This window comes from Coprococcus sp. AF51-11b1, assembly GCF_027682785.1.
GTDB classification, from domain to species: Bacteria; Bacillota; Clostridia; order Lachnospirales; family Lachnospiraceae; genus Allocoprococcus; species Allocoprococcus comes.
In genome coordinates, this window is record NZ_JAQCZB010000003.1 from 196,809 (window position 1) to 211,550 (window position 14,742).

Genomic DNA, 14,742 nt, shown 5'->3' on the forward strand with positions numbered 1-14,742 from the left:
GGGGCAAAAAAAGTACATAAAAGTCTAAACAAGAAAACACTAATTTTTAAATATCTATTTTATGATAATTATCATAAATGTACCTGCTCTGTTTTGTCTCATTATCTTTTATTTTATTATAAATATCATATTTTCTTTTCGTTTCTTATTGTTACATCTATATGTATCGTACTCTTACTTACCCCAAACGCCACCGCCGTCTGCCTCACCGTCGCCTTATTTTCAATAATATAATAAGCAATCTCAACCGCTCTCTCCTCAATATAATCTTTCATAAAAACCCCTGCATAGTTTGTTTTTTTTACAATCTATGCAAAGGCGAAGGGATGTATGTCTGATTAAACTTCCTTCAAAAATATCTCATTCAATTTCTCCCAACTTACCTTTTTTTCTTCCCCTAATTTTCCCGCCTTCTCTCTCAATCCTGCTATTTCACTCTCCAGAATCCACTGACCTGCCAGTAATATTTTACCATGCTCTTTTTCTTCTATTTCATGAAGTTTTTGTACTATTATTTTTTCCATCAACTTCCCCTGCTTTCCTGTTTTTCTTCTTCCAAGGTCCATCATCTCCGGATTCCTTAAAGTTATACACTGGTTTCATAACCTCAAGAATATCCACGCTTTCCCGGATCACATCAATAATATCCTCCTTTCCCTTTCTAGCCTATAGCTGCACGCGGCGTGCAGTCAAAGGCTTTTATTTTGGAATTCTGGTTATCTTCTCCATCCTTCCTTGAAAGGGTATGTTTATTTCGCGAATTCTCCAGATTGACTTTCCCCTCCTCATAAGTTATCCTTATCATAGTACGCCATGCTGACATATTTGCAGCACTGGTGAATTTTATTATTTTTACAGGTAAGGATTTGAGAAAATGAGTAAAACAAAAACAATCGACCTGACTTCCGGGCCGATTCTAAAGACGCTGGCAGAGCTGGCACTTCCGATCATGGCTTCCTCGCTGCTGGGGACAGCCTACAATATTACGGACATGGCATGGATCGGCATGCTGGGTTCCAAAGCCGTTGCCGGGGTGGGCGTTGGGGGAATGTACGTCTGGCTCTCACAAGGGCTCGTAGCACTTCCGCGAATGGGCGGACAGGTCAATGTCGCACAGGCCTGCGGACGCGGAGACTATGAACAGGCAAGGGGATATGCCGCTTCCGCTCTGCGACTTACATTTTTACTGGGAATTTTATTTGCTGCAGTATGTATCGTGTTTATTCATCCGCTGCTCGGCTTTTTTAACCTCGGAGATGCAGAAACTTATACCGCTGCGAAATTATATACACTGATCACCTGCGGACTGATTCTGTTTTCATTTTTAAATCTGACTCTGACCGGACTTTCTACTGCGCAGGGAGATTCCAAGACACCGCTTATGGCAAATCTTCTTGGACTGGTTGGTAATATGATCCTGGATCCGATTCTGATCCTCGGATTTGGACCATTTCCAAGGCTTGAGGTTGTTGGCGCTGCAGTTGCTACCGTGACCTCGCAGATACTGGTTCTGATCGTCATGCTGATTCGGATTATGCACTCTGATCTGGAACCAAATATTCTGCAAAACATGCATGTACTGTCGCGTTTCCCTGCAAAATACTACATCAGTATTTTTAAAATTGGATTTCCGACAGCAGTACAGAGCAGTATTTACTGCATGATTTCCATGATTCTCACACGAATGGTTTCTGCATTCGGGGCAGGTGCCATTGCCACACAGCGAGTCGGCGGACAGATTGAATCTGTTTCATGGAACACTGCTGACGGCTTTGCTGCTGCGTTAAATGCTTTCGTTGGTCAGAACTACGGTGCAAAGAAACCAGACCGTATTCGGAAAGGATATAATATTTCATTTAAAATCCTCGCTGTCTGGGGACTCATTGTAACCGGTGCTTTCGTATTCCTGCCAGGACCGATTGCTTCCCTTTTCTTCCACGAAAAAGATGTTCTGGCGATTGCGATCAACTATCTGATCATCATCGGATTCAGCGAAACCTTTATGACCATTGAGCTTATGACCATCGGCGCACTTTCCGGTCTTGGTATGACAAAGCTTTGCAGTATCATCAGCATTGTCCTCACCAGTGCCAGAATCCCACTTGCCATGATCCTCACTCAAACCAGCCTCGGTCTGAATGGTGTATGGTGGGCACTTACAATTACCTCTATCACCAAAGGAATTGTTTTCTACTTCACCTTCCACCACACCAGCAGACACCTACCTGACGCTAATGACAATTAATTTAACTACCCACCTTTTTTATTTTTTCCTGTTTTGTTTATTTCTTCTTCATATTTTTTTGATTTTTTTTAGAGTTTGAACATATTTCTGTCACAAATTATCTGTATACTAATAATCAGATAGTTGATAAAGCAACTATCTCCCCCCTCATAAAGTAGAAGCAGTCAGAATTCTGATTGCTGCACTTTACTCTCATTCCTTTTAGATAACAATAAAAACACCAAGAACCTCTCCATTATGGAGAGGTTCTTGCGTTGTGGATTTTTTTAATATTCTATAAACCTATCATTTTTATATTTTTAATCAGATTTTATAATTTCTTAACACTTTTGACACATTTTCATCGTATAGTAATAGATGGATAGTTGGGAAACAACTATCTCCCCCCTCATAAAGTGAGCGCAATCGGGCATGCCCGATTGCCGCACTTTGATTTTTACAGAATATTATTCTGGGACGAAGGTTATCCTCCGTCCCATATTTTATTTGTAAATGCAGTACCGTGTGCCCGGATATCTACCTGCACAAAACGTTAGTCACGGCCATTCATCATCAAATGAACTCAAACCTTTTACGTCCTTGCACGAATGTCTCTCTGGTACATCATACTTTTTATCCTCAATTACCGGAAAGGATTTATTATGAAACGCCCTACTTTACATAAACTTATTTTTTCAATTCTTTTATTTGCCATAAGTTTCCTTGCTCTTTTCACCAGCCACAAAAGCTCTGCATTCGCAGACTGGTATTCTTCCACCATTTACCCGCTTTTCGTTTCGTCCATCGGACGCTTTTTTGGAATCTTCCAATTTTCTGTTTCTGAAATTGGATTGTATATTTTTGTCATTCTTCTGTTTCTTTCCTTGATCCGGATGCTGATCAGCTCCATTTACAAAATGTATGCCCAAAAAAAGAACCCTGCCTGGCTCGGCTACGGTTCCTCACTCCTGTTTCTCTGCGGATGTCTGTTTACCATTTATACTTTTTTCTGCGGAATCAACTACGGACATACTTCATTTGCAGAAAAATATCACCTGGAATCCGGTCAGTATACTCAGGCTGAACTGACCTCTTTATGCAACGAACTGACTGATCAGTTAAATACACTTTCTGACTCTTTAGGCCGGGATTCCGACGGTCTTGCTGATATGGGTAAGGATCTGCAGGATCGTGCACGGGCTGCTATGTTCTCCCTCGGTGCTACCTACCCTGAACTTTCCGGATACTATCCACAGCCAAAAGGTCTTTTATTTCCGGCTTTTCTCTCAGTACAGAATCTTTCCGGGATCTATTCACCATTTACCATTGAGGCAAACTATAACTCCGCAATGATTTCCTACAATCTTCCATTTACCATCTGTCACGAGCTTTCGCATCTGCGTGGATTTATGCAGGAGGAAGAAGCAAATTTTATCGGTTTTCTCGCCTGTGTAAATGCCGACGATACCGCCTTCAACTACAGCGGCTATCTTCTTGGCTGGATCTACGCAACCAATGAACTTTACGAAACCGACTACGACACCTTTGAGGAAATCTACAACAGGCTTTCTGACAATGTAAAGGCAGATCTTTCGGCTAACAGCAGCTTCTGGAAGCGATATGACAGCAAGGTCGCCGAAGTATCTGGTCAGATCAATGACCACTATCTGAAAGCAAATGGTCAAAGTGACGGGATAAAAAGTTATGACCGGATGGTTGATCTGATGATCACCTGGTTCCGGTCAAAATAATTCTTTCTTATAAAGTTTACTCTTTCTCTCCAGCCTGAAACAGCATCTCTTTCAATACGTTTGCCGCCATGCTGTGAGGACTGCTCTTATCTTCCACAAAACAGATTTCTCTTACCGGTGGTTCTTCCAATAGTGGAACCTGAATGACAATGCCCTGCTCAATCACTTCCTGTGCAAGCGGTTCCGGAATAAACCCGATTCCCAGATTCTGTCTTACCATCGGCAGAATCTGATCGATGGTTGCTGCTTCGGTATCTGCCGTCATTGCAATTCCATGCTCCAGAAAAAATCTGGTATAAAAATCATAAGTTGACGTGTTTTTCCCAAGGCAGATAAATGGATACTCCACCAGCTTTTTCAAACTTACCGGTTCTTTAAACATATCTTTGTACGCCGCATTCGCAACCAGAATTTCTTTAAATGAAAGAAGCGGAATTGCCTTTAAAGGCTTTTTCACCTCTGCCGGTGTAGATGCTACCGCAAAATCTGAAAGTCCGTTCCGAACCGTCTGTATCGCCTGTGGTGCTGTATAACTCGAAATGCGAAGTCTGATTTTAGGATACTTTCTTCTAAACTCTCCCAGCACCGGAAGCAGAAGCAAATGCAATGCAATCTCACTTACCCCGATCGTTACGGTTCCCTGTTCCAGCTTCTTTTCATTTTCAAGCTCTAGCTCTGCTGCATGCAGATGATCGTATGCAATTGCAACATGTGAATAAAGCCGTTCTCCCTCCGGTGTAAGCTCTGCTCCCCGGTTAGACCGGATAAATAATCTGCATCCAAGCTGACTTTCCAGATTGTGGATTGCCCTCGTTACATTCGGCTGATTACTCATCAGGATTGTCGCCGCCTGTGAGAAACTTTTATACTTTGCCGCATAATAAAAAATACGGTAATAATCATAGGTAACTTCCATCTTCCTGCTCCTTGTTCCGTATATCTCCGGCATATCCAGTGCCGCCTTTAACTGAACGGAATCGTAACCGGTGTACAGTCAAATTTTTCAAAATAACTGTCGGCCAGATGTTCCTCTTCGCCTTCGATCAGAAGATGCATCTTCTCTCCCATTCTTATCGTCATCAGTCCCACGATCGATTTGGCATCGATCTCGAAACGTCCTGTCACATCCTTTACCGTAATATCTGCATTCATCTTCTGGCAAACATTACAAAAAGTCATCAATTGTCCTGTAGTCATAAAACGTATATTCCTCTGTACCATAATAGGTCAACCCTCCGCAAGTCTTTTTTTCCTGATGTCTAGTTTACACAATATCGTACAATTTGAGAAATGTCTCTTTGAAATGTCTGATATGTCATTTGAATATATCAGTTGTTTCTTTATTTTACATACTACATATCAGTTTGTCAACACTATCGGTCATTTAAATTTTTATATTCTCGATACTCTGCCAGTGGCATATATGCCGGACGAATAATCTTATCCACATTGATCAGCTCTTCCAGACGATGTGCACTCCATCCAACGATTCGCGCTGCGGCAAAGATCGGCGTATAAAGCTGCTCCGGAATTCCAAGCATATGGTAAACCAGTCCGCTGTAAAAATCGACATTTGCATTTACCCCTTTATACATCTTTCTTTTTTCGGCAATGATTTCCGGTGCCATATGTTCCACTTTCTCATAAAGTGCGTATTCTTTATCGTATCCTTTTTCATGTGCAAGCTGAGCCACAAATTTCTTGAAAATCTCAGCACGTGGATCAGATACTGAATAAATCGCATGACCCATTCCATAGATCAGACCTTTTTTATCAAACCTCTCCCTTGCAAGCAGACCTTCCAGATATGCTCTTACCTCATCGTCATCTTCCCAGTCTTTGACCTCTTCTTTCATATCAGCAAACATCTGCGTCACTTTGATGTTCGCACCGCCGTGCTTCGGACCTTTTAACGATGCCATTGCAGCAGAAATTGTAGAATAGGTGTCTGTTCCGGACGAAGTGACAACGTGGGTAGTAAATGTAGAGTTATTTCCACCACCATGATCCATATGCAGCACAAGTGCCATATCCAGGATCCTTGCTTCCAGCTCCGTATACTGTCGGTCTTCACGAAGCATCATCAGAATATTTTCCGCGGTGGACTTCTGCGGATCCGGTGCATAGATGTACATATCCTGACCCTGACGATAATTGTATGCATGATATCCGTAGACCATCAGCATCGGAAATTCACTGATCAGGTTCAAACACTGTCTGAGAACATTCGGGATTGAAGTATCATCAGCTTTTTCATCGTAAGAATACAGATTCAGAATCGCCCTTGAAATATTGTTCATCATATCATGGCTCGGTGCCTTCATAATAACATCGCGCACAAAATTCGGCGGAAGTGTCCTTCTCTCCGTCAGTGTCTCATGAAACCCATCCAGCTGTACAACCGTCGGAAGTTCACCAAAAAGAAGCAGATATGCAATTTCTTCATATCCAAAATGATCCGCATCCAGGAATCCACGAACCAGATCCTTGATGTTATAGCCTCGATAATACAAATTACCGGCACACGGAACTTCTTCGCCATTTACAATCTTTTTGGCACATACATCGGAAATGTTGGTAAGTCCCGCAAGAACTCCTTTTCCGTTTACATCACGGAGACCTCTTTTTACATCATGCTTTACAAAAAGTTCTTTGTCGATCCCGGTATTCGCTTCACATAATCCGGCAAGTTCCTTGATTTTCGGCGAAATATCAAACAGAATGCTATCCAGATCTTTCGCACTGTTCACTGAATTTGTCATACACCTACTCCTTTCTGTTAAAGGCTCTGCAAATACTGCAGAAAGTATGAATGAAGGACGGAAACACGCACTTTTAGCATCGTCCCCCGTCCCTTCTTCTTATTTGTAAACTACTTACTACTTGTTGGAAAATATGGTCTCAATGAATCTGCCACACTGCTGATCGGCATTGTCTGAAGCCATACATGTCCCGGTCCTGTAATAACCGTATTAAATAATCCTTCTCCGCCAAAGACAATATTCTTAAGTCCCGGCACAGTCTGGATATCCATCTGGCATGTTACACTCATCGCTGCCAGATAACCGGAATCAATCACGATCTGCTGCCCCGGTTGTAATTCGTATTCTACCACATGTCCATCGAATTCTGCAAATACAATTCCATTTCCGGATACCTTCTGCAAGATAAATCCTTCTCCTCCAAATAGTCCTGAAGCCACTTTCTTGTGAAAATGAACAGCTATATTTACTCCAGGTTCGCCAGCAAGGAATGCTTTTTTCTGAAAAATATATTCTTGCCCCGGTCCGATTTCAAATGCCTTGATCGAACCCGGAAAGCTGGATGCAAATGCGATCAGTCCATTCCCGCCCTGTGCGGTATAGATATTCTGGAACATCGCTTCTCCAGAGAACATTCTTCCAAATGCTTTTCCAAATCCTCCATTTGTCGAAGTCTCCATCTTCATATTCGGAGACATCCATGCCATGGATCCCCGCTCTGTGATCATCCGCTCGCCAGCTTCCAGATGGCAGATCACTACCGGAAGGGTATCACCCTTGATTTCATACCTCATGCTCCATTTCCTCCTTTATAATATTAGTCAATCTGGCAAATTCTTCCAGATCCAGTGCTTCTCCCCGGACACTGCTTCCTTTTCCGAGTTTCTCTATCGCAGCAGTAATGACTTCCTTCGAAAGATTCAGCTCTCCTGAATTCTTAAGGCCATTTGCCAAAGTCTTCCTCCTCTGATTAAAGGATGCCCGTATAAGGCGGAACATCAGCTTTTCATCCATAACCTCTACCGGAGGCTTCTGATGTCTTGTCAGGCGGATTACTGCTGAGCCGACTGCCGGACGCGGCATGAAACAGTTCGGGGGTACATTTGCAACAATATACGGCTCTGCATAATACTGTACAGCAAGTGAAAGTGCACCATAATCCTTTGTTCCCGGTCCTACCTGCATACGGTCAGCCACTTCTTTCTGTACCATAACCGTAATACTCTCAAGCGGCACATGGCTTTCAAATAAGCCCATGATGATCGGTGTCGTTATATAATATGGAAGATTCGCAACCACCTTGATCGGCCGTCCTCCGTTCTTCTCCTTTGCAAGTGCTGCAATATCCACCTTCAGGATATCTTCATTGATGATCGATACGTTGTCATATTCTTTCAGCGTGTCTTCAAGAATTGGAATCAGTGCACGATCTATCTCAACTGCAGTTACTTCTCTTGCCGCACAGGCAAGGTACTGTGTCATCGTCCCGATTCCAGGGCCGATCTCCAACACGTAATCATCCTTTGTGATCTCGGCTGCACGAATGATCTTATCCAGCACATGCTCATCGATCAGAAAGTTCTGTCCAAATTTTTTCTGAAAATTAAAATTATATTTTTGCAGAATCTCAATGGTATTCTGCGGATTTCCAAGTGTAGGTGTTTTCATCTGTTATTCTCCTGATTATTCATTGCCTGCGTCTTAGATGCCGTACAGATCTCTCGCATTTTTCTCTGTCACAGCGATCACTTCTTCCTGACTCATCTCTTTTAACTCTGCAATTTTCTCAGCCACATACCGGATATAAGAAGACTGATTCCGTTTGCCACGGTACGGCTCCGGTGCCATATACGGGCAGTCTGTCTCCAGCACGATCTTCTCGATCGGGATCGCAGCTGCGACATCTTTTAATTTCTTTGCATTCTTAAATGTGACGACTCCACCGATTCCAATATAGAATCCCATCTTCACATATTCTTCAGCCATTTCACGTGAATAGGAATAGCAGTGAATAACTCCGTCAAGCCCCTGTGCATAATTTTTCATGATATACATGGTATCTGCGGCAGCTTCCCTGCTGTGGATAATTACTGGTTTCTTTACTTCTCCCGCGAGCTCCAGCTGGCGGATAAACCACTTCTGCTGTACCTCATGCGGTTCATTATCCCAATAATAATCCAGACCGATCTCTCCGACTGCAACCACTTTTTTGTTACAGCAGAGTTCTTTCATGTGCTGGATCTTATCTTCGTTAAGTTCTCCAACCTCATCCGGATGCACACCGATTGCAGCATAAACATGTGGATACTTTCCGGCAAGTGCCAAAACCTTCTCACAGGATTCATAAGTCGCACTTACATCCACGATTGTTCCAACTCCAAGATCCGGCATAGATTTTAAAAGCTCATCCCGGTCCCCGTCAAACTGTTCATCATCATAATGTGCATGTGTATCAAATATCATTTCCTTCGTCTCGCTTTCTTTTTACTGACTGCTCTAAGATGTTCTAAGTATACCACACATTCTTAGCCGCTGAATAGTCACTTTTTTACTTGCTTATCCGGTTTCTTCTATGTATACTATAGATAGTGCAAATAGATCACATCTGCAAATGTATGGGGAATATATTTCTGAAGATTCTGATCAGATATTATAGGAGGATTTTAAAATGAAAGTATTTGACACTGTAAACAATGTCGAGCTGGAAGCCGACACAAAGAAACTTGTAGACATTATGGTAGACGGACGCCAGGTTGATGTATACCTGAAAGAAAAAAAGTCTGATGAAGACGGATACATGAGCTGGGATGTAGAGCATTGGTCAGCAATCGACAAAAAGCGTTTCATCCGCTGCTACTCTCTGGAAGGTCGTGTCCTCAGCGAGTCTACTGGTCACAACATCTATGACCTTTACAATGAATTCAAACCGGAAGATGCTTTAAAGGTAGAGCTCAGCTAATCTCTGCTGTATTCTACATAAGACGGTAATGAAATTCCGGACGGGCAGAACTTTCTGTCCGTCTTTTATTGTACAAAAATATACTCTGATTCTGCACAATGTCTTTTCTGAGATACTTTTTCATTTCCTCTTGTCAAATCCGGCATACCGCGCTATAATTCTATTTGTACAAGTTTATATGTACCAGGGAGCTGGAGATTGCCGGCTGAGAGGGGATTTATTTATCCCGACCTGTAACCTGATTTGGATAATGCCAACGGAGGGAATGTATACCATGTATTTGATAAAGATGCCTCCGCATCTCTTATTTTTTACATGACATATCAGGAACACGAAGATGATGTGTTCAGTGATTACGGACAGCAGGAACTCCACTCAGGTGTGGGGTTCCTTTTTTGTGTATACAATGAGACAGGAAGTTCATTTTGAAAGGAGAACTCTACTATGAAACAAAATAATACAACAAAGAAACTCGCACTTGCCGGTGTTCTCACCGCGCTTGCAATCGTCGGAAGCTTTATCAGTGTACCGGTTGCCGGAAGCAAATGTGCTCCGGTACAGCATATGGTCAACATTCTTGCCGCCGTAACACTTGGTCCTGCATGGGGCGTTGGCATTGCATTCTGTGCAAGTTTACTCCGCAATCTGCTCGGCCTCGGAAGCCTTATGGCTTTCCCTGGAAGCATGGTCGGTGCTTTATGCTGTGGTCTTGTCTACAAAAAATGCCACATCTTAAGTCTTACCTGCCTTGCCGAAGCGATCGGAACCGGATTCCTTGGCGCACTTGCCGCTTATCCGGTTGCTTTGTATCTGATGGGAATTGCGCCGGCAGGACTTTTCGTTTATGTCGTTCCATTCCTTATTTCCACTGTCGCAGGAAGCATCCTTGCTTTCATCCTGATCACAGTTCTGGAAAAAGGCGGCGTTATGTCACAGATCAAAGAAGCATAATCATCATTCATTCTTACAGCACTCTGCTGTAAATGAAACCGCGTTACACCGGGGACACCACCTTGTATCGCGTAATAAAAGGCAGAGATTTTCAAATAAAATCCTGTTCATTGCCGGAAATTTTCCGACAAAGGCGTTAGCAATTCTATCATTCCGAACTGGAAGTGTACCCATCAGGCTGTGTCTGGTTTTTTTCGTGTACGCTGTCCGTGTTTTGCTGACGCCAGATTTTTGTGATACTCACATACAAATGATGTTGGGGCAAAAGATATTTTGACCCCTTTGATACCAGATTGCTACGTGCTTTTGACCCTGGTATCAGACAAATAAGAAACGGAGGCAAAACAACATGAGAAATTACACAACCCAGATGGACGCTGCCAGAAAAGGAATTCTGACTCCTGAAATCGAAACTGTAGCAAAAAAAGAACATATGCCGGTTGAAAAACTGATGCAGCTTGTCGCAGAAGGTAAGGTTGCCATCTGTGCAAATAAAAAACATACCTGCCTTGATCCGGAAGGTGTCGGAAGCATGCTTCGTACCAAGATCAATGTTAACTTAGGTGTTTCCCGCGACTGCAAAGACTACGATATCGAAATGCAGAAAGTTATGAGTGCCGTTAATCTCGGTGCAGAAGCAATCATGGATCTTTCCAGCCACGGTAATACCCAGCCATTCCGTCAGAAGCTGACTCACGAATGCCCGGCTATGATCGGAACTGTACCGGTCTATGACAGTGTTATTCATTATCAGAGAGACCTGGCAACTCTTACTGCACAAGATTTTATTGATGTTGTCCGTCTTCATGCTGAGGATGGCGTGGACTTCGTCACACTTCACTGTGGAATCACAAGAAAAACCATCGAACAGATCAAAAAACATAAACGTAAAATGAATATCGTAAGCCGTGGAGGAAGTCTTGTCTTTGCATGGATGTGCATGACCGGAGAAGAAAACCCATTCTATGAACATTACGATGAAATCCTCGACATCTGCGAAGAATACGACGTAACTATTTCTCTTGGTGATGCCTGCCGTCCGGGATGTCTTGCTGATGCAACAGATGTATGCCAGATTGAAGAACTTGTCCGCCTCGGAGAACTGACCAAGCGCGCATGGGATCATAATGTACAGGTTATGGTCGAAGGACCTGGACATGTACCGCTGGATCAGGTCGCTGCCAACATGAAAGTGCAGCAGAGCATCTGCATGGGCGCACCGTTCTATGTACTCGGACCTCTGGTAACAGATATCGCTCCTGGATATGATCACATCACTGCAGCCATCGGTGGCGCTGTTGCAGCGATGAGCGGAGCTGCATTCCTGTGCTATGTCACACCTGCCGAGCATCTTGCACTTCCAAATGTCGATGATACCAAGCAGGGAATCATTGCTTCTAAGATTGCAGCCCATGCCGCTGATATTGCAAAAGGTATCCCGCATGCACGTGATATCGATGACAAGATGGCAGATGCACGCCGTGTTCTTGACTGGGATGCACAGTACGCCTGCGCTCTCGATCCTGAAACAGCAAAGGCAATCCGTGACAGTCGTAAACCGGAAGATGACCACAGCGATACCTGCAGTATGTGCGGAAAATTCTGTGCTGTAAGAAGCATGAACAAAGCACTTGCCGGAGAATATATTGATATTCTGTAAACTTAAAGATTACTTGCAAAAGAAGAGAATCGGAAATTATCCGGTTCTTTTCTTTTTCACTAATTTTCGCTCTATTTGTTCTATAAAATATAGCACTTTGCCAGTGGTAAATTTTCGGGTTTGATGTATAATTATTACACAGCAAAAAGGATGCAACGGGAGGGAAAGGTTTATGAAAAATAAAATAATATGGAAAGATGTTACTCTTATTGTACTTGCTATTCTCCTTATTTTTTCTATGTGCAGAATACATACACTCAAACAGTCGAACAAAAAACTGTACTCACAAAATCTGGAGCTGAATCACCAGCTTGCCACACTGAAAGAAAAGAATGCAGGTTTAGAATCAAAGCTGAACAGCGAAGAAAGTATCACAGATGAAAAAAAATCAGAAAATTCTCAATATTAAAAATTGAGGAGAAGTTTCCAGATCCTGGATTCTTCTCCTCGTTTTTATTTATCCAATCATTTAATTAACAGATCTCTGCTCCTGCCGGCATCTTCTTCTCCGGTGTCATCAGCGCAAGATTACCATCTGCATCTTCTGCGCAGAGCAGCATACCTTCTGAAAGCACTCCGGCGAGTTTTGCAGGTTTCAGGTTCACAAGAACCATAACCTTCTTACCTACCATTTCTTCCGGTGTATAGTGTGCTTTGATTCCGGAAACGATCTGTTTTACCTGGCTTCCGATCTTAACCTGGGAGCAGAGAAGCTTTTTCGATTTTTTCACTGCTTCGCAAGAAATGATCTCGCCTACCTGGAACTGCATTTTTTCAAAATCTTCGAAAGTGATCTCCGGTTTTGCTTCGATGTCGATTCCTTCTTCTTCCTCTTCCTTTTCTTCTTTAACCTTTGGATGAAGCTCTTCTACTTTTTTCATGACTTCTTCCAGGTCGAGTCTCTGGAACAGGATTTCCGGTTTTTCTACCACATGTCCGCCACCAAGCTGTGCCAGGATCTTTTCAGCTGTTTCCGGCATGAAAGATTCAAGCAGTTTTGCACCTTCGGAAATGCTTTGGATCAGATTCCACAGAACTGTTTCCAGACGATCCTTCTTGTCTTCTTCTTTTGCCAGTGCCCAAGGCATGGTCTCATCAATATATTTGTTACAGCGTTTGAACAAATTGAAGATTTCTGTGATTGCATCTGCCACACGCAGCTCCTTCATTTTTGCTTCTACTGCCTTTGGTGTATTTTCTGTCACAGCTTTCAGATCTGCATCTACTTCTTCTGCCACACCTTTATCAGTAACTGTACCGCCAAAATATTTGTTTGTCATAGAAATGGTACGATTTACAAGGTTTCCAAGTGTATTGGCAAGATCGGAATTCAGTCTTTCTACCATCAGCTCCCAGGAGATTACGCCATCATTTTCAAACGGCATCTCATGCAGAACAAAGTAACGAACCGCATCTACGCCAAAGAAATCTACGAGTTCATCTGCATAGAGTACATTTCCTTTTGATTTACTCATCTTTCCATCGCCCTGAAGAAGCCACGGATGTCCAAATACCTGCTTCGGAAGCGGAAGTCCAAGTGCCATCAGGAAGATCGGCCAGTAAATCGTATGGAAACGGATGATATCTTTTCCGATCAGATGAAGGTCTGCCGGCCAGTTCTTATTGAACATTTCATCGCTTTCACCATCACAGTGATATCCGATACCAGTGATATAGTTGGTAAGTGCATCAAGCCATACATAAACAACATGCTTCGGATCAAAGTCTACCGGAATTCCCCATTTAAAAGAAGTTCTGGATACACAAAGATCCTGAAGTCCCGGAAGAAGGAAGTTGTTCATCATCTCATTCTTACGTGCTACCGGCTGGATAAATTCCGGATGTGTATTGATATATTCAATCAGTCTGTCTGCATATTTGCTCATCTTGAAGAAGTATGCTTCTTCTTTTGCAGGCTGTACCGGGCGTCCGCAGTCCGGACATTTTCCATCTACAAGCTGGGATTCTGTGAAGAAGGATTCACATGGAGTACAGTACATTCCTTCGTAGTGTCCTTTGTAAATATCTCCCTGGTCATACAGTTTCTTGAATATCTTCTGTACTTCTTTCTCATGATAATCATCCGTTGTACGGATAAATTTGTCATAAGAAGTGTTCATCAGATCCCAGATTCTCTTAATCTCCCCGGATACGTTATCTACAAATTCCTTTGGTGTAACACCTGCTTCTTCTGCTTTTAATTCAATTTTCTGTCCATGCTCGTCAGTTCCTGTCTGGAAAAATACATCATATCCCTGACTTCTCTTATAACGTGCAATTGCGTCTGCCAGCACGATCTCGTATGTGTTACCGATATGTGGCTTGCCTGATGTATAGGCAATTGCAGTTGTAATATAATATTTTGGTTTGTCTGCCATGATTCTTTATCTCCTTTTTCTATAAATTAAAAATAGTGCACATCTCCGGCACGTAGT

The 14,742-nt window shown here is 42.8% G+C and carries 16 protein-coding genes, 1 pseudogene and 1 riboswitch; of the genes and pseudogenes, 6 read left to right on the plus strand and 11 right to left on the minus strand.

Annotation, left to right across the window (positions count from 1 at the left end; translation table 11 throughout):
• Positions 1-143: 143 nt before the first annotated feature.
• From PGY05_RS05065 to PGY05_RS05075, 3 genes and pseudogenes are all read right to left on the minus strand, one after another.
• A pseudogene (locus PGY05_RS05065) lies at positions 144-275 on the minus strand (sporulation transcriptional regulator SpoIIID); the annotation flags it as partial.
• A gap of 63 nt (positions 276-338) precedes the next feature.
• Entirely contained in the window at positions 339-524 is a 186-nt protein-coding gene (locus tag PGY05_RS05070; protein ID WP_055297325.1) for a hypothetical protein, read from the minus strand.
• Complete coding sequence (locus tag PGY05_RS05075) at positions 493-636, minus strand: hypothetical protein (RefSeq protein WP_270475443.1); 144 nt, start codon at positions 634-636, stop codon at positions 493-495. The genes PGY05_RS05070 and PGY05_RS05075 overlap by 32 nt, the downstream gene beginning before the upstream one ends.
• 238 nt (positions 637-874) lie before the next feature.
• Between PGY05_RS05075 and PGY05_RS05080 the strand changes: the two genes are divergently transcribed.
• On the plus strand, positions 875-2,245 hold the full coding sequence (locus PGY05_RS05080) for an MATE family efflux transporter (RefSeq protein ID WP_055155742.1): 1,371 nt from the start codon (positions 875-877) through the stop codon (positions 2,243-2,245).
• Between the two features lie 683 nt (positions 2,246-2,928).
• On the opposite strand, the gene PGY05_RS05085 is transcribed toward PGY05_RS05080, so the two are convergent.
• Positions 2,929-3,153 carry a hypothetical protein gene (locus PGY05_RS05085; RefSeq protein WP_270475462.1) on the minus strand — a complete coding sequence of 75 codons (225 nt, stop codon included), beginning with the start codon at positions 3,151-3,153 and terminating at the stop codon, positions 2,929-2,931.
• Between PGY05_RS05085 and PGY05_RS05090 the strand changes: the two genes are divergently transcribed.
• Entirely contained in the window at positions 3,046-3,975 is a 930-nt protein-coding gene (locus PGY05_RS05090) for a DUF3810 domain-containing protein (RefSeq protein WP_270475460.1), read from the plus strand. The genes PGY05_RS05085 and PGY05_RS05090 overlap by 108 nt on opposite strands.
• Before the next feature lie 16 nt (positions 3,976-3,991).
• Here the strand turns inward: PGY05_RS05090 and PGY05_RS05095 are convergent, their stop codons facing one another.
• From PGY05_RS05095 to PGY05_RS05120, 6 genes are all read right to left on the minus strand, one after another.
• Positions 3,992-4,891 carry a LysR family transcriptional regulator gene (locus tag PGY05_RS05095; protein ID WP_008374087.1) on the minus strand — a complete coding sequence of 300 codons (900 nt, stop codon included), beginning with the start codon at positions 4,889-4,891 and terminating at the stop codon, positions 3,992-3,994.
• Between the two features lie 47 nt (positions 4,892-4,938).
• Entirely contained in the window at positions 4,939-5,196 is a 258-nt protein-coding gene (locus tag PGY05_RS05100) for an HPr family phosphocarrier protein (RefSeq protein WP_055155739.1), read from the minus strand.
• Positions 5,197-5,348: 152 nt separating this feature from the next.
• Positions 5,349-6,737, minus strand: a complete 1,389-nt coding sequence (locus PGY05_RS05105; RefSeq protein ID WP_008374090.1) for a citrate/2-methylcitrate synthase — start codon at positions 6,735-6,737, stop codon at positions 5,349-5,351.
• 110 nt (positions 6,738-6,847) lie between these two features.
• Entirely contained in the window at positions 6,848-7,531 is a 684-nt protein-coding gene (locus PGY05_RS05110) for a TIGR00266 family protein (protein ID WP_173692106.1), read from the minus strand.
• Positions 7,521-8,405 carry a 16S rRNA (adenine(1518)-N(6)/adenine(1519)-N(6))-dimethyltransferase RsmA gene (rsmA, locus tag PGY05_RS05115; RefSeq protein ID WP_008374094.1) on the minus strand — a complete coding sequence of 295 codons (885 nt, stop codon included), beginning with the start codon at positions 8,403-8,405 and terminating at the stop codon, positions 7,521-7,523. The genes PGY05_RS05110 and rsmA overlap by 11 nt, the downstream gene beginning before the upstream one ends.
• 33 nt (positions 8,406-8,438) lie before the next feature.
• A complete protein-coding gene (locus PGY05_RS05120; protein ID WP_173824905.1) occupies positions 8,439-9,200 on the minus strand; it encodes a TatD family hydrolase in 762 nt (253 codons plus the stop codon).
• A 205-nt stretch (positions 9,201-9,405) separates the two neighbouring features.
• Here PGY05_RS05120 and PGY05_RS05125 point away from each other — a divergent pair, with 205 nt between their 5' ends.
• The 4 genes from PGY05_RS05125 (at position 9,406) to PGY05_RS05140 (ending at position 12,716) form a co-directional block, all read left to right on the plus strand.
• Positions 9,406-9,696: a hypothetical protein gene (locus PGY05_RS05125; protein ID WP_022220418.1), complete on the plus strand. Its 291-nt coding sequence runs from the start codon at positions 9,406-9,408 to the stop codon at positions 9,694-9,696.
• 174 nt (positions 9,697-9,870) lie between these two features.
• A riboswitch (TPP riboswitch) is annotated at positions 9,871-9,978 on the plus strand.
• Between the two features lie 162 nt (positions 9,979-10,140).
• Positions 10,141-10,647: an energy coupling factor transporter S component ThiW gene (thiW, locus tag PGY05_RS05130; RefSeq protein ID WP_008374099.1), complete on the plus strand. Its 507-nt coding sequence runs from the start codon at positions 10,141-10,143 to the stop codon at positions 10,645-10,647.
• 349 nt (positions 10,648-10,996) lie between these two features.
• The gene (gene thiC / locus PGY05_RS05135) at positions 10,997-12,307 is read left to right on the plus strand and encodes a phosphomethylpyrimidine synthase ThiC (RefSeq protein ID WP_055297334.1); all 1,311 of its coding nucleotides are present in this window, start codon (positions 10,997-10,999) and stop codon (positions 12,305-12,307) included.
• 172 nt (positions 12,308-12,479) lie between these two features.
• The gene (locus PGY05_RS05140) at positions 12,480-12,716 is read left to right on the plus strand and encodes a hypothetical protein (protein WP_215633849.1); all 237 of its coding nucleotides are present in this window, start codon (positions 12,480-12,482) and stop codon (positions 12,714-12,716) included.
• A gap of 64 nt (positions 12,717-12,780) precedes the next feature.
• On the opposite strand, the gene metG is transcribed toward PGY05_RS05140, so the two are convergent.
• Entirely contained in the window at positions 12,781-14,685 is a 1,905-nt protein-coding gene (metG, locus tag PGY05_RS05145; RefSeq protein ID WP_215633850.1) for a methionine--tRNA ligase, read from the minus strand.
• Positions 14,686-14,742 lie beyond the last annotated feature (57 nt).

What these genes read in the sequence shown, in the direction of transcription:
- PGY05_RS05070 (WP_055297325.1), bottom strand. Translation starts at nt 524, where the DNA reads ATGGAAAAAATAATAGTACAAAAACTTCATGAAATAGAAGAAAAAGAG.
- PGY05_RS05080 (WP_055155742.1), top strand. Translation starts at nt 875, where the DNA reads ATGAGTAAAACAAAAACAATCGACCTGACTTCCGGGCCGATTCTAAAG.
- PGY05_RS05095 (WP_008374087.1), bottom strand. Translation starts at nt 4,891, where the DNA reads ATGGAAGTTACCTATGATTATTACCGTATTTTTTATTATGCGGCAAAG.
- PGY05_RS05100 (WP_055155739.1), bottom strand. Translation starts at nt 5,196, where the DNA reads ATGGTACAGAGGAATATACGTTTTATGACTACAGGACAATTGATGACT.
- PGY05_RS05105 (WP_008374090.1), bottom strand. Translation starts at nt 6,737, where the DNA reads ATGACAAATTCAGTGAACAGTGCGAAAGATCTGGATAGCATTCTGTTT.
- PGY05_RS05110 (WP_173692106.1), bottom strand. Translation starts at nt 7,531, where the DNA reads ATGAGGTATGAAATCAAGGGTGATACCCTTCCGGTAGTGATCTGCCAT.
- rsmA (WP_008374094.1), bottom strand. Translation starts at nt 8,405, where the DNA reads ATGAAAACACCTACACTTGGAAATCCGCAGAATACCATTGAGATTCTG.
- PGY05_RS05120 (WP_173824905.1), bottom strand. Translation starts at nt 9,200, where the DNA reads ATGATATTTGATACACATGCACATTATGATGATGAACAGTTTGACGGG.
- PGY05_RS05125 (WP_022220418.1), top strand. Translation starts at nt 9,406, where the DNA reads ATGAAAGTATTTGACACTGTAAACAATGTCGAGCTGGAAGCCGACACA.
- thiW (WP_008374099.1), top strand. Translation starts at nt 10,141, where the DNA reads ATGAAACAAAATAATACAACAAAGAAACTCGCACTTGCCGGTGTTCTC.
- thiC (WP_055297334.1), top strand. Translation starts at nt 10,997, where the DNA reads ATGAGAAATTACACAACCCAGATGGACGCTGCCAGAAAAGGAATTCTG.
- PGY05_RS05140 (WP_215633849.1), top strand. Translation starts at nt 12,480, where the DNA reads ATGAAAAATAAAATAATATGGAAAGATGTTACTCTTATTGTACTTGCT.
- metG (WP_215633850.1), bottom strand. Translation starts at nt 14,685, where the DNA reads ATGGCAGACAAACCAAAATATTATATTACAACTGCAATTGCCTATACA.